The sequence below is a fragment of the Streptomyces seoulensis genome (genome assembly GCF_022846655.1).
In the GTDB taxonomy this organism is placed as follows: domain Bacteria; phylum Actinomycetota; class Actinomycetes; order Streptomycetales; family Streptomycetaceae; genus Streptomyces.
This window is the reverse complement of sequence record NZ_AP025667.1, coordinates 5,924,149-5,937,651: the sequence shown is the minus strand read 5'-3', so window position 1 is coordinate 5,937,651 and position 13,503 is coordinate 5,924,149. Positions and strand designations below refer to the sequence as shown.

Here is a 13,503-nt window from a genome sequence, read left to right as displayed (position 1 = left end):
ATTCAAAGTCCGACGTGAGCTGTCATCCCGTGAACGCGCCGCACGGCGACCGCGTTCCCGAGCCGGCTCGCTGTGAACGCTACCTTCCGGCCACGCCCCCGTCCCGTGGGGGCCGTCCGGAGTGCCGGTATCGTTGCTGGCGGCCGGCCGCTTCGTAGACTTCCCCGTATGGCGGGACGCGAAGCATTCGTAGAACCCTACAAACGCCGGCCGGACACACCGCCGTCCCGAGAAAGGGCCTCATCGTGGCCGCCACCCCCGCCGGTCCAGCGGCCCGGCGCCTCGTCGTGCTGGTCTCCGGTTCCGGCACCAACCTGCAGGCCCTGCTGGACGAGATCGAGCGCGTCGGAGCCGAGTCGTACGGCGCGCGGATCGTCGCCGTGGGGGCCGACCGCGACGGCATCGAGGGGCTGGCCCGCGCCGAGCGCGCCGGGCTGCCGACCTTCGTGTGCCGGGTGAAGGACCACGCGAGCCGCGAGGAGTGGGACGCGGCCCTCGCCGAGGCGGTCGCCGCCCACGAGCCCGACCTCGTGGTCTCGGCCGGCTTCATGAAGATCGTGGGCAAGGAGTTCCTGGCCCGGTTCGGCGGCCGGTTCGTCAACACCCACCCGGCCCTGCTGCCGAGCTTCCCGGGGGCCCACGGCGTACGCGACGCGCTCGCGTACGGCGCCAAGGTCACCGGCTGCACCGTCCACTTCGTCGACGACGGCGTCGACACCGGGCCGATCATCGCGCAGGGCGTGGTGGAGATCCGGGACGAGGACGACGAGAGCGCGCTGCACGAGCGCATCAAGGACGTCGAGCGAAGGCTGCTCGTCGAGGTCGTGGGGCGGCTCGCCCGTAACGGCCATCGCATTGAGGGACGAAAGGTAGTTATCCCGTGACCGCCACCGCCGAGAGCACCAAGCGGCCCATTCGCCGGGCGCTCGTCAGCGTCTACGACAAGACCGGCCTGGAAGACCTCGCGCGCGGGCTGCACGAGGCCGGGGTCGAGCTGGTCTCCACCGGCTCCACCGCCGCCCGTATCGCCGCCGCCGGCGTCCCCGTGACGAAGGTCGAGGAGCTGACCGGCTTCCCCGAGTGCCTGGACGGCCGGGTCAAGACCCTGCACCCCAAGGTGCACGCGGGCATCCTCGCCGACCTGCGTCTGGACAGCCACCGCGAGCAGCTCACCGAGCTGGGCGTCACGCCGTTCGACCTGGTCGTGGTCAACCTGTACCCGTTCCGGGAGACCGTCGCCTCCGGCGCCTCGCCCGACGAGTGCGTGGAGCAGATCGACATCGGCGGCCCGTCCATGGTCCGCGCCGCCGCCAAGAACCACCCCTCGGTCGCCGTGGTCACCAGCCCCGAGCGGTACGCCGACGTCCTCGGCGCCGTCAAGGACGGCGGCTTCGACCTCACCACCCGCAAGCGGCTGGCCGCCGAGGCGTTCCGGCACACCGCCGCCTACGACGTGGCCGTGGCCGACTGGTTCGCCACCGAGTACGCCCCGGTCGACGACTCCCCGTTCCCCGACTTCCTCGGCGACACCTGGGACCGCGCGCACACCCTGCGCTACGGCGAGAACCCGCACCAGCCCGCCGCGCTGTACGTCGAGCCGGGCGCGAACGGCCTCGCGCAGGCCGAGCAGCTCCACGGCAAGGAGATGTCGTACAACAACTACACGGACACGGACGCCGCCCGCCGTGCCGCGTACGACCACGACGAGCCCTGTGTGGCGATCATCAAGCACGCCAACCCCTGCGGCATCGCGGTCGGCGCGGACGTGGCCGAGGCGCACCGCAAGGCGCACGCCTGCGACCCGCTGTCCGCGTTCGGCGGGGTCATCGCGGTGAACCGGCCGGTCAGCAAGGAGCTGGCCGAGCAGGTCGCGGAGATCTTCACCGAGGTCATCGTGGCGCCGGACTACGAGGAGGGCGCGCTGGAGGCCCTCGCCCGGAAGAAGAACATCCGGGTCCTCAAGGCCCCGCACGGGCCCGCCGCCACCGTCGAGATCAAGCCGATCGACGGCGGGGTGCTGGTCCAGGAGGCCGACCGGCTCCAGGCGGACGGCGACGACCCGGCCAACTGGACGCTGGCCAGCGGTGACGCGCTCTCCCCGGCCGAGCTGGCCGAGCTGGCCTTCGCCTGGAAGGCGTGCCGGGCGGTGAAGTCCAACGCGATCCTGCTCGCCAAGGACGGTGCCTCGGTCGGCGTCGGCATGGGCCAGGTCAACCGCGTCGACTCCAGCAGGCTGGCCGTCGAGCGGGCGGGCGAGGAGCGGGCGCGGGGCGCCTTCGCGGCCTCCGACGCGTTCTTCCCGTTCCCCGACGGACCGCAGATCCTGATCGACGCCGGAGTGCGGGCCATCGTCCAGCCGGGCGGCTCGATCCGGGACGAGCAGGTCGTGGAGGCCGCCAAGGAGGCGGGCGTGACCATGTACTTCACGGGCACGCGGCACTTCTTCCACTGAGCCACGCGCGAAAAGCGGCCGCCCGCTCCCCTCGCGGAAGGGGAGCGGGCGGCCGCCTGTCGTACCGCGTCTACTTGCTGACGATCACGATCGAGCCGCAGACCTTGTCGGCGAACGTCTGGCTCTTGGAGTCCCACGCCGGCCACAGGTAGCCGAGGTAGCAGGGCAGGCCGTCGAGGATGTGCGCGAGCTGGCGGACGAACGCCATGCCGCCGCCGAGCGGCTGGCCGGTGTCCTCCTTCAGCGTGCGGGTGCCGACGATCTTCTTGCCGATCGTCTGCCCCGTCTTCCCCTCCTGGATGACCTGGTAGATCAGGAAGCCGATCATGAAGAGGAAGCCGATGAGCGCGAGCGCCGGGATCTCCGCCTTCGCGCCGATGACCACGAGCGGCACGTAGACCACCATGTAGCAGATGGTGTCGATCAGCCGGCTGAGGAACCGCTGGCCCCAGTTCGCGTACTGCGGCTGCTGGTAGCCGTAACCGGGCTGCTGCGGGTAGCCGTAGCCCGCCTGCTGCGGGACCGGGGGCGCCTGCGGGTAGCCGTAGCCCGGCTGCGGCGGCACACCCTGCGGGGCCTGCGGGTAGCCGGGCTGCTGCGGCTGCCCGTATCCCTGCTGGGGGTCCTGCGGCTGACCGTAAGGGTTCTGGGGCGAGCCGAAACTCATGGCTGGTTTCCTCCGTTGGTACTGCGGGAACGACGCGGACAGCACGGAGGAACGTCAAGATCTGAGCGGTTTGCCCCCCACCGGACCGCGATGTATGCGCCGTTCATCGTTGTGGAGCCACAACTTCTTGTCCAGCCGCATTCCCTATGTGTTGTGCAAGTGCAACATCAACGATCATCGCCGGACATCTGGGGCGCGACGGTGGCGCAGCCCACGCGGACCGGATTGGAACCGGGGGCCCGTCATCCGCGAGGATGGGTCCATGACCGCCCAGATTCTCGATGGCAAGGCCACCGCAGCCGCGATCAAGTCCGATCTGACCGCCCGCGTGGCGGCGCTGAAGGAGAAGGGAATCACGCCCGGCCTCGGCACCGTCCTGGTCGGTGAGGACCCCGGCAGCCAGAAGTACGTCGCGGGCAAGCACCGCGACTGCGCCCAGGTCGGCATCGCCTCCATCCAGCGTGAGCTGCCCGCGACGGCCACGCAGGAGGAGATCGAGGCGGTCGTCCGCGAGCTGAACGAGGACCCCGACTGCACCGGCTACATCGTCCAGCTCCCGCTGCCCAAGGGCATCGACGAGAACCGCATCCTGGAGCTGATGGACCCGGAGAAGGACGCCGACGGTCTGCACCCCATGAACCTCGGCCGCCTCGTCCTCAACGAGCCCGCGCCGCTGCCCTGCACCCCCAACGGCGTGCTCACCCTGCTGCGCCAGTACGGCGTGGAGACCAAGGGCGCCGAGGTCGTCGTCGTCGGCCGTGGCGTGACCATCGGACGCTCGATGCCGCTGCTGCTCACCCGGCGCAGCGAGAACGCCACCGTCACCCAGTGCCACACCGGCACCCGTGACCTGGCCGCCCACCTCAAGCAGGCCGACATCGTCATCGCGGCCGCCGGCTCCCCGCACCTGATCCGCGCCGAGGACATCAAGCCGGGCGCGGCCGTGCTGGACGTCGGTGTCTCCCGCAACGCCGAGGGCAAGATCGTCGGTGACATCCACCCGGACGTCGCCGAGGTCGCCGGGTGGATCTCCCCGAACCCCGGTGGCGTGGGCCCGATGACCCGCGCGCAGCTCCTGGTCAACGTCGTGGAGGCGGCGGAGCGCCGTGCCGGCTGAGGATTCCGGGGAGCCGCAGGTGCGGGACGCGATCAGCGCCCCCGACGCCCAGGGGCGTACGAGGCGCATCACCCGCCGCTTCCCGCTGTTCACCAAGGACACCGCCCGTCCCGAGGGCGGCGGCCGGGCCGCGGCCGGTGACGCCCCGGCGCCCGCCCGGCAGTGGCCCGTGCTCGTCGTGCTCTCCGCCACCGCGCTCGGTCTGCTGCTGGTCGCCCTCGACGTGACCCGTGTCGGCCTGCTGCTGGTCGGTGCCGCCCTGCTGGCGGGCGCCGCGCTGCGCTGGACGCTGCCCGGCGTCGGCATGCTGGCCGTCCGCTCCCGGTTCACGGACATCGTCACCTACGGGGTGCTGGGCCTCACGATCGTCCTGCTGGCCCTGATGGTCCAGCCCGACCCCTGGCTGCGGGTCCCGTTCCTCAAGGACACGCTCCACTTCACCGTGGCCGGCTGACCTTCCACGCGTAGGCCGGCGGCTCGCCCCCACCCCCGATCAGGGGCGAGCCGCCGGGACTTCACCCTGGCGGCCGTCGGGTGCGCCGGGCAACGCCTGTCCGTGCGCTGTGGCACGGAGGTGACCGTTCCGCCACCGTGTCCGCGCTCTGCCACACCTGGTCGATCGGCGCCGGAACAGGGGCAGTTCGCCGGATACGTCATGAAGACCCCCCTCCCGCGGGCTACCGTGGAGCGGGGGCGGTGGCGTGGCGCGGGGAGGTGTCGCGGTGCTGCCGGGGGAGCAACGAGGGGGGAAACATGGCTCGTTGGAAAGCGCTGCCGGACGATCTCGATCCGCAGATCGGCGAGTTCACCGGTCAGTTGCGGCGGCTCGTGGACCAGGGCGGTCTGAGCGTCGCCGCGCTGGCCGACCGCACCGGGTACAGCAAGACGTCCTGGGAGCGGTATCTGAACGGGCGGCTGCTCGCGCCCAGAGGTGCGATCGCGGCGCTCGCCGAGGTCACCGGCACCAGCCCGGTCCACCTCACCACCATGTGGGAGCTGGCCGAACGCGCCTGGAGCCGCGCCGAGATGCGCCAGGACCGCACCATGGAGCAGATCCGGATCACCCAGGCCCGCGCCGAACTGGGCGACTTCGGCGGCGCGCGGGCCGAGGCCGAGGCGGCGGGCGGCACCCGGACCGTCCCGGCGGGCACGGTGACGGACACCGCTTCGGAGGTGGACGCGCGCCGGTCCTCGGCGACCGCCGAGTCCCACGAGGGCAGGCGCCGCCTCCTGCTCTTCGTCGCGGGCGCCGCGGCCGTACTCGTCGTCATCGGTACCGTCTTCCTGCTCACCGGCCGGAACGAGGGCGCGGGCGCGGCCCGCGCGGCGAACTCGCCCTCGCCGACCGCCACCAGGGCGGCCGATCCGCCGCCCGGCGTCAAGTGCGTGGGCGCCGGCTGCACCGGCAAGGACGCCGAAGCCATGGGATGCAGCGGCGGCGGCCTGGTGACCACCGCCAGGACCGCCACGGTCGGCGCGGCCACGCTGGAGGTCCGCTACAGCAGCACCTGCGGCGCCGCCTGGGGGCGGATCACCGGTGCCGCCCAGGGCGACCAGGTGCGGATCACGGCGGGCCGGGCGGCTCAGCGCGGTGACGTCACCGCCGCCGGCGACACCATCGCGTACACACCGATGGTGGCCGTGACCGGCGCGGGCGAGGCCGAGGCGTGCGTGACCCTGGCGGCCGGGCGGACCGGCTGCACCAAGTGAGCGCGGGAGTTTCCGGTACGGGGTGCATGGGTCGCGGGAACCGGGGCAGGCGGACAAGTACCCCCCCCACGGGAGTCCGGCGAGCCGGTACCCCCACCGGCGGCCGCCTTCGTCCTCCTCTCCCGGACGGGCGGCCGCTGCCGTGTGCGGGGCCGGAACCGATGCGAGGGCTGTGGGGCGGGCCACAGGGCCCCGGACGTCCGGCATGCAGGATGCGCGATAGCCTGACCGCTGATCTCTCTTGACGCCAAGAGATCGATCATCCGCACGGGGCAGGGACGCCCCACCGCCAGCCATACGGAGAACGCCATGACCCGCACTCCCGTGAACGTCACCGTCACCGGCGCGGCCGGCCAGATCGGTTACGCCCTGCTCTTCCGCATCGCCTCCGGGCAGCTCCTCGGCGCGGACGTGCCGGTCAACCTCCGCCTCCTCGAGATCACCCCGGCGCTCAAGGCGGCCGAGGGCACGGCCATGGAGCTGGACGACTGCGCGTTCCCGCTGCTGAACGGCATCACGATCACCGACGACCCGAACGTCGCCTTCGACGGCACCAACGTCGCCCTGCTCGTCGGCGCCCGCCCGCGCACCAAGGGCATGGAGCGCGGTGACCTGCTGGAGGCCAACGGCGGCATCTTCAAGCCGCAGGGCAAGGCCATCAACGACAACGCCGCGGACGACATCAAGGTCCTCGTCGTGGGCAACCCGGCCAACACCAACGCGCTCATCGCGCAGGCCGCCGCCCCGGACGTACCCGCCGAGCGCTTCACCGCGATGACCCGCCTCGACCACAACCGCGCGCTGACCCAGCTCGCGAAGAAGACGGGCACCCCGGTCTCCGAGATCAAGCGCCTGACGATCTGGGGCAACCACTCCGCCACCCAGTACCCGGACATCTTCCACGCCACCGTCGCGGGCAAGAACGCCGCCGAGGTCGTGGGCGACGAGCAGTGGCTGGCCGACGACTTCATCCCGACCGTCGCCAAGCGCGGTGCCGCGATCATCGAGGCCCGCGGTGCCTCGTCGGCCGCTTCCGCCGCCAACGCCGCGATCGACCACGTGTACACCTGGGTCAACGGCACCGCCGAGGGCGACTGGACCTCCATGGGCATCCCGTCGGACGGCTCCTACGGCGTCCCGGAGGGCCTGATCTCCTCGTTCCCCGTCACCACCAAGGACGGCAAGTACGAGATCGTCCAGGGCCTGGACATCAACGAGTTCTCCCGCGCCCGCATCGACGCCTCGGTGCAGGAGCTGGCGGAGGAGCGCGACGCGGTCCGCGGTCTCGGCCTCATCTAGGCTCCGCGCGTACCCGGTGACGGGCCCCCTCCGGTCTTCCGGACGGGGCCCGTCCCCATGTCGCCTACTCCAGGCCGCGCTTGCCCGGCGCCCAGAACGGCTTGGTCAGCACCGAGCGCCGGTCCCAGCCCGCGTCCCGCAGCACATGGCGTACCGCCTGCACGGTGCGCGCCTCACCGGCGACGTACGCCACCCCGCCCGGCGCGGGCGCCAGCCGGCCCACCGCCTCGGGCAGCGGGATCTCGCCGCGCAGCACCCAGTCGAGCCGGCCCGCGTGGGGGAGCGGCAGCCGGTCGGCCGCCGTGTCCGTCTCGACGCAGCCCGACACCCGCGACCCGTCGGGCAGTTCGGCGAGCATCGCGCCGAAGGCGACGGACGCCGTCTCGTCCCCGACGAAGACGTGGTGGGCGGCGTCGGGGCGCAGCGTGAACGAGCCCTCCGGCTTGCCCATCCGCACCTCGTCTCCGACGGCTGCCTCGCGCGCCCAGCGGGCGCCGGGGCCGTCCCCGGCATGGTCCAGGACGCACAGCTCGACGGCGCCGGAAGGGTCGTAGCGCCACACCGAGTACGTGCGCCGGGTGAGCGCGGAGCCCACCAGGACCCGGACCTGCTGTCCCGGCAGCACGTCGAGCCCGGCCAGGGCGTCGCTCTCGATCCGCAGGCGCCGCATCCGCGCGGTGAACCGCTCCACGGCGGTGACGGTGCCCCTGAGCATCAGCAGATCGAGGACAGGGTTCAGCAGCGCGGGCATGCACGGCTCCTAGAAGTGGACAACTCGGTTCTATCGGACCGGAGTTGATTATCGGTGGGGGGTGGAGGGCGATGCTACGCGCTCCGGGGTGGGGGCGGCGGCGCGGAGGGTGCGGTTCCGGCCGCCGCGGCCACGCCCGCGCCCGCGACCACCGGCCGTCGGGCCGGCCCTGCTCGCGCCCGGCTCCGCCCCCGCGTCCGGGAGTCGACGGGCGGGCGAATTCCGGTTCCCTGACCCGCCGTCAGCCCTCTATGCTCGGCGGTCGCGTCCACCTTCTCGTGGGCGAGGGACTTCCATGCATCGGGGGATGGCATGAGCAGTGCTCACGTGCCGGGCCAGGCGGACCGGACCACGGCCGAGGGGGCGCCGGACCATCCGCCGCCCGCGCCGCCGCACACGAGCGAGGCGACCCGGCTGCTGTGCGCGGGCACCTACCTGGACTCCGGCTACCGGGACCGCGTCATCGAGGAACTCCACCTCAACGAACAGCGGATCGTGGCGCCTTCGCTCGGCTTCGACGCGGCCAGGGTGCTCGCGCACGCGCTGCGGGCCCGGCGGCAGGAGCTCCTGTGGGCCGGGGCGATCGCCGGGCTGTGGCTGGTGGGCATGCTGCTCAGCGGCGGGCTGCTCGCACTGTTCCTGTGGCCCAGCATCTGGCTCGCGCTCGCCCCGTGGCTGCGCGGGCGGGCCGAACGGCCGCCGCTGTACCGCCTGGTCCTCGCCTTCCTGGCGCGGTGGTGGGGCCGCGCGTGGTTCGCCGCGCTGTTCGTCCTCACCGTCTTCTCCGCGTTCGGCGGGGGCGCGTCCGACGAGCCGGCGTACGACCCGTACGGGTACGGCAGCCCCGAGGACTTCTCCGACTCGCTCAGCCCCGCCGTGGAGGTCTGGCAGGCGTGGTTCGCGCTGGTCGTGCTCGCGCTGATCGCGGTGTGCGTCCATGCCCAGCGCACCCAGTTCAGCCGGGCCCTGGCGGCCGAGCTCTCCCCGCGGCGCTTCCCGGACGTCGCCTCCGACCCCGCCGAGCAGGCACCGGGCCCCCGCTTCCAGCGGCTGGGCCGGCGCGTCCGGCTGGAGCAGCACGCCCCGCTGGTCATGTACCACGAGGCACGCCCGTTCTGCGGCGCCGGAGACGCGTACGACACCTGGGTGCTGGCCGTCGAACTCAAGCCGGACGAGCTGAGGAAGGAGCGGCAGCCGCTCAGCAACCGGGCGATCCTGGAGAAGATCCGGCCCCGGCTGGAGCAGTTGCGGGTCCCGGCCGAGTACGCGGGCCCCGGCGTCCGGGACCGGCTGCGCCGGCTGGAGATCGACGAGTGCGTGTTCCTCCCGGTGGAGGGGCTGCTCACCCGTGACCAGGCCCCGTACACCCCGCAGGCGTTCGAGGAGCACCGGGCGCGGGCGGTGGAGGAGGGCGCCGAGAAGCGGCGGCACTTCCTGCGCGTGCGGGTCGGCGGCTGGGAGGAGGAACTGGTCGTCACCGTGTACGTCCGGGTCCACACCCAGGGCGGCATGCTGATGCTGGAGATCGCCCCGCACGTGCTGACGCCGGTGCGCGAGGACTTCAAGGACGCCGACCGGACGGCCCACCGGTTCCGCAACAACAACGCCCTCGGCAAGGCCGTCACCGCCCTCGTCCTGGTACCGGGCTCGGCGGGCCGCGCCCTCGCCCAGCTCGGCCGGGGCCTGGTGTACGGGTGGCGGCTGCTGACCGGCGGCTACGCGGGCGCCCTCCCGGACGGCCCCGCCCTCTCGGTGCGCGAACTGGGCTCCACGCCCGTCGGCTCGCTGTTCCAGGAGATGGACGTCGCCCGCTATCTGCGGGGCGTGCAGGACCGGGTGGCCGACGGCGTACGGTCCGCGCTCGCCGAATCCGGTTACGAGACGGGCGAGTTCGTCCGCAAGGTCGTCAACATCAGCAACGGTGACGTGCACATCGGCCGGGTCGAGGGCAGCACCTTCGCGGTCGGCAGCCACGCATCCGCGACGGGCGCGCCCGCGCCCGCGCCGCAGAAGGGAGCCGGGACATGACCGGTGAGGAGCCGAACGTACGCATCGGGGACGTGTCGGGGAGCACCTTCGCCATCGGCAGCCACGCCCGCGCCGAGAGCCACCACCACGGCACGGGCGCACCGGCCGACCGGGAACTCCTCCAAGCGGTGAAGGAGTTGCGGGCCGACCTGGAGCGGGTGCGGAGCACCGAGCAGACGGCCGCGCTGGACGAGGCGCTCGCCGAGACCGAGGCCGAGATCGCCCGTACCGGCCAGGCGGGCCCCACCCGCCGGGAGCGCCTGCGTCAGTCGCTGGACGACTCCCAGGCCCTGCTCAGCGTGCTCGCCTCGGCGGGTGCCGTGGCCGGACTGCTCGGAATGTGACCGGAAGACCAGGAGGGGGGCCGCGATGAGCGGGGGAGAGCGGTACTGGAACGAGGACACTCAGCGCTGGGAGGAAGGCGCGGGAGCGGGCGGCGCGGCGGGGGCCACGCCGCCGCCCCGGCCGGACCACGCCCCGCCGACGCGCCCCGCGTGGCCGCCGGCCGGCGAGCCGCGGGAGCCCGCCGCCTCCGAGCAGTCGCCCGCCGACCCGGCCCCGACGCCTCCGGCCTCCGACTGGCCGCGCGCCGGAGACTCCGGGGAGTCTCCGGCCGCCGAGAGGCCGTCGGTCGACCGGCCCACCGCGCCTCCGGCCCCCGCCTGGCCCCCCGCCGGTGAGTCCTCCGCGCCTCCGGCCCCTGCCTGGCCGCCCGCCGGTGAGTCCTCGGCGCCTCCGGCCCCTGCCTGGCCCCCCGCCGGTGAGTCCCAGGGGCTCCCGGCCCCCGCTTGGCCCCCCGCCGACGACTCCCCGGCGCCCCCGGCCGCCCCCTGGCCCCCCGCCGGTCAGTCCCCGACCGCCGCCTGGCCGCCCGCGGATCACCCCGCGCCCCCGACCGCCCCCTGGCCGTCGACCGACCCGGCCTCGACCACCGCCGACTGGCCCCCCGTCGATCTCTCCGAGCCCTCCGAGCCCCCCGCCAAGGGCCCGAGCCGCCGTGTCCTCTGGTCGGTGATCGTCGGTGCGGCGGCGGCCGGGGTCGCGGTGAGCCTCGTCCTGGCGCTGGTCGTCGGCAAGGACGACTCCGACGACCGGGGCCCCGTCGCCCGGCGCACCCCCTCCGCCCCGGCGACGTCCGCCCAGGAGACCTCCGCGGACCCGAGCCCCTCCCCCTCCCCCTCGCCCAGCGGCCCGCCCGCCGGATACGCGGTGCGCGACGACTCCGAGGGGTTCCGGACCGCCGTGCCCGAGGGGTGGACGCGTGCCTCGGTCCCCTCCGAGCACGGCATCTCCGTGGTCAACTTCCGCAGCCCCGACCGTGAGCGCAGGCTCCAGGTGTACGAGGTGTCGGAAGCCTCCCCGGACGCCTCCTTCGAGCTGTACCTGTCGCCCGAGACGGCCAAGCCCCGCGGCTTCGAGCAACTGTCGCTGCGCAACCTCGACGAGGGCGACTTCACCGGATCGCGCCTGGAGTACCTGGCCGACACGATCCGGGACGAGCCCGAGGTCGGCACCTGGCACGTCTACGACGAGCGGTTCGTCGCCTCCGACGGCAAGATCTACGCACTCGCCGCGTACGGCGCCGACGCCGACGGCCGGGACGACGAGCTGGAGCTCCTCACCACCGCGCTCGCCTGGTTCTGCCCGCCCGGCATGAACTGTGACGACGACGGGAACGCGGCGCTGGACTGATCGAATCGACCCGGTTCGCTCCCGTGCGTACCGCCGTCGTGATCTATGCCACCCTCACGCGTCCGATTCCTCCGCCTTTCTCCCGTAATTTCCGTGACGCAGCACACTTTCGGCCACTGAATGCGCATGCGTTTCGCGGGCCGAGGGCATGCGGTCAACCGCCCGGACGTGGCAGCTCTGTCACGCAGGGCCGCTGAACAGGAACGGAAGGCAAAACCGATCATGGCGGACAGAACGGAACGACTGGCTACGGCCACCATCCACGCGGGGAGCGAGTGGCTGGAAGCTGACTCCAGCGCGACACGCGAGATCCTCGACCCCGCGGACGGCCGGCCGTTCGCCGTGGTCGCGGAGGGTGACGCCAAGGACGTCGACCGTGCGGTGGCCGCGGCCCGCCGCGCCTTCGACGAGGGCCCCTGGCCGCACACCCCGGTCGCCGAGCGAGCCGCCTTGCTGCGCCGCGTCGCCGACCTCCTCGTGCGCGACCGCGAGGAGCTGGGCCTGCTGGAGAGCAGGGACGCGGGCAAGACCGTGGAAGAGGGCCGCGTCGACATCGACTGCGTCGCCGACGCCTTCCGCTACTTCGCCGACCTGGTGGCCGCCGAGACGCCCGGCCGGGTGGTCGACGCGGGCTCGCCCGACATCCACAGCGTCGTCGTGCACGAGCCGGTCGGCGTGTGCTCGCTGATCACCCCCTGGAACTACCCGCTGCTCCAGGCGAGCTGGAAGATCGCTCCGGCGCTCGCGGCGGGCAACACCTTCGTGATCAAGCCCAGCGAGATCACCCCGATGACCACCATCGCGCTGATCGAACTGCTGGTGGAGGCCGGCCTCCCCGAGGGCGTCGCGGGCCTGGTCACCGGCCCCGGTCACACCGTCGGCGCCCGCATGGCCGACCACCCCGACGTCGACCTCGTCTCCTTCACCGGCGGCCTGGTCAGCGGCGTCAAGGTGGCCCAGGCCGCCGCGCCGAGCGTGAAGAAGGTCGCCCTGGAACTCGGCGGCAAGAACCCCAACGTCGTCTTCGCCGACGCCTGCGCCACCGAGGAGGGCTTCGACACCGCCGTCGACCAGGCCCTCAACGCCGCGTTCATCCACAGCGGCCAGGTCTGCTCGGCGGGTGGACGGCTCATCGTCGAGGAGTCGGTCCGCGACCGCTTCGTCGCCGAACTCGCCCGCCGCGCCCAGAAGATCAGGCTCGGCCGGGGCACCGCGCCCGGCGTCGAGTGCGGCCCGCTCGTCTCCGAGCAGCAGCGCGCCAAGACGGAGGAATTCGTCGCCTCCGCGCTCGCCGAGGGTGCCACTCTGGTCTGCGGCGGCAAGCGCCCCGAGCCCACCGCCGACCGCCCCGAGTCCGGCTACTTCTACGAGCCGACCGTCCTCGACCACTGCCACCGCGAGATGCGCGTCGTGCGGGAGGAGGTCTTCGGACCGGTCCTCACCGTCGAGACCTTCCGCACCGAGGACGAGGCCGTCGCGCTCGCCAACGACACCGAGTACGGCCTCGCGGGCGCCGTGTGGACCACCGACCCCGGCCGCGCCCGGCGCGTCGCCGCCCGGCTGCGCCACGGCACCGTGTGGATCAACGACTTCCACCCCTACCTGCCGCAGGCGGAGTGGGGCGGCTTCGGCAAGAGCGGCACCGGCCGCGAACTGGGCCCCGCCGGCCTCGCCGAGTACCGCGAGACCAAGCACGTGTACCAGAACCTGGCCCCGAGCCCGGTGCGCTGGTTCGCCGGCTGACCCCCTCCAGACCTCCGCGTACGACCTCCCTGCCCCAGGAGTCA

At 73.1% G+C, this 13,503-nt stretch carries 12 protein-coding genes; 10 read left to right on the top strand and 2 right to left on the bottom strand.

What is annotated here, in order from left to right:
* Window positions 1-245: 245 nt before the first annotated feature.
* Entirely contained in the window at window positions 246-884 is a 639-nt protein-coding gene (gene purN / locus HEK131_RS27175; RefSeq protein ID WP_217461931.1) for a phosphoribosylglycinamide formyltransferase, read from the top strand.
* Window positions 881-2,452 (top strand): bifunctional phosphoribosylaminoimidazolecarboxamide formyltransferase/IMP cyclohydrolase, encoded by a 1,572-nt coding sequence (gene purH, locus HEK131_RS27170; RefSeq protein ID WP_244337427.1) that lies wholly within the window; start codon window positions 881-883, stop codon window positions 2,450-2,452. Before purN ends, purH begins: the two co-directional genes overlap by 4 nt.
* Window positions 2,453-2,522: 70 nt before the next feature.
* Here the strand turns inward: purH and HEK131_RS27165 are convergent, their stop codons facing one another.
* Window positions 2,523-3,119 carry an RDD family protein gene (locus HEK131_RS27165; protein ID WP_217461933.1) on the bottom strand — a complete coding sequence of 199 codons (597 nt, stop codon included), beginning with the start codon at window positions 3,117-3,119 and terminating at the stop codon, window positions 2,523-2,525.
* Window positions 3,120-3,381: 262 nt separating this feature from the next.
* Between HEK131_RS27165 and HEK131_RS27160 the strand changes: the two genes are divergently transcribed.
* The 4 genes from HEK131_RS27160 to HEK131_RS27145 all read left to right on the top strand — a co-directional run bounded on the left by HEK131_RS27160 (window position 3,382) and on the right by HEK131_RS27145 (window position 7,245).
* Window positions 3,382-4,236 (top strand): bifunctional methylenetetrahydrofolate dehydrogenase/methenyltetrahydrofolate cyclohydrolase, encoded by an 855-nt coding sequence (locus tag HEK131_RS27160; protein ID WP_161148855.1) that lies wholly within the window; start codon window positions 3,382-3,384, stop codon window positions 4,234-4,236.
* A complete protein-coding gene (locus HEK131_RS27155) occupies window positions 4,226-4,690 on the top strand; it encodes a DUF3017 domain-containing protein (RefSeq protein WP_244337425.1) in 465 nt (154 codons plus the stop codon). The genes HEK131_RS27160 and HEK131_RS27155 overlap by 11 nt, the downstream gene beginning before the upstream one ends.
* A gap of 299 nt (window positions 4,691-4,989) precedes the next feature.
* Window positions 4,990-5,946, top strand: a complete 957-nt coding sequence (locus tag HEK131_RS27150; RefSeq protein ID WP_244337423.1) for a helix-turn-helix domain-containing protein — start codon at window positions 4,990-4,992, stop codon at window positions 5,944-5,946.
* 309 nt (window positions 5,947-6,255) lie between these two features.
* Window positions 6,256-7,245, top strand: a complete 990-nt coding sequence (locus HEK131_RS27145; RefSeq protein ID WP_031180783.1) for a malate dehydrogenase — start codon at window positions 6,256-6,258, stop codon at window positions 7,243-7,245.
* Between the two features lie 64 nt (window positions 7,246-7,309).
* On the opposite strand, the gene HEK131_RS27140 is transcribed toward HEK131_RS27145, so the two are convergent.
* Window positions 7,310-7,996 carry a siderophore-interacting protein gene (locus tag HEK131_RS27140; RefSeq protein ID WP_217461936.1) on the bottom strand — a complete coding sequence of 229 codons (687 nt, stop codon included), beginning with the start codon at window positions 7,994-7,996 and terminating at the stop codon, window positions 7,310-7,312.
* Between the two features lie 312 nt (window positions 7,997-8,308).
* Here HEK131_RS27140 and HEK131_RS27135 point away from each other — a divergent pair, with 312 nt between their 5' ends.
* From HEK131_RS27135 to HEK131_RS27120, 4 genes are all read left to right on the top strand, one after another.
* Window positions 8,309-10,024, top strand: a complete 1,716-nt coding sequence (locus HEK131_RS27135) for a hypothetical protein (RefSeq protein ID WP_244337421.1) — start codon at window positions 8,309-8,311, stop codon at window positions 10,022-10,024.
* Complete coding sequence (locus tag HEK131_RS27130) at window positions 10,021-10,368, top strand: hypothetical protein (RefSeq protein WP_217461938.1); 348 nt, start codon at window positions 10,021-10,023, stop codon at window positions 10,366-10,368. The genes HEK131_RS27135 and HEK131_RS27130 overlap by 4 nt, the downstream gene beginning before the upstream one ends.
* Before the next feature lie 25 nt (window positions 10,369-10,393).
* Window positions 10,394-11,716, top strand: coding sequence for a hypothetical protein (locus tag HEK131_RS27125; protein WP_244337419.1), 1,323 nt, complete (start codon window positions 10,394-10,396; stop codon window positions 11,714-11,716).
* 222 nt (window positions 11,717-11,938) lie between these two features.
* Window positions 11,939-13,459 carry an aldehyde dehydrogenase family protein gene (locus HEK131_RS27120; protein ID WP_244337417.1) on the top strand — a complete coding sequence of 507 codons (1,521 nt, stop codon included), beginning with the start codon at window positions 11,939-11,941 and terminating at the stop codon, window positions 13,457-13,459.
* Window positions 13,460-13,503 lie beyond the last annotated feature (44 nt).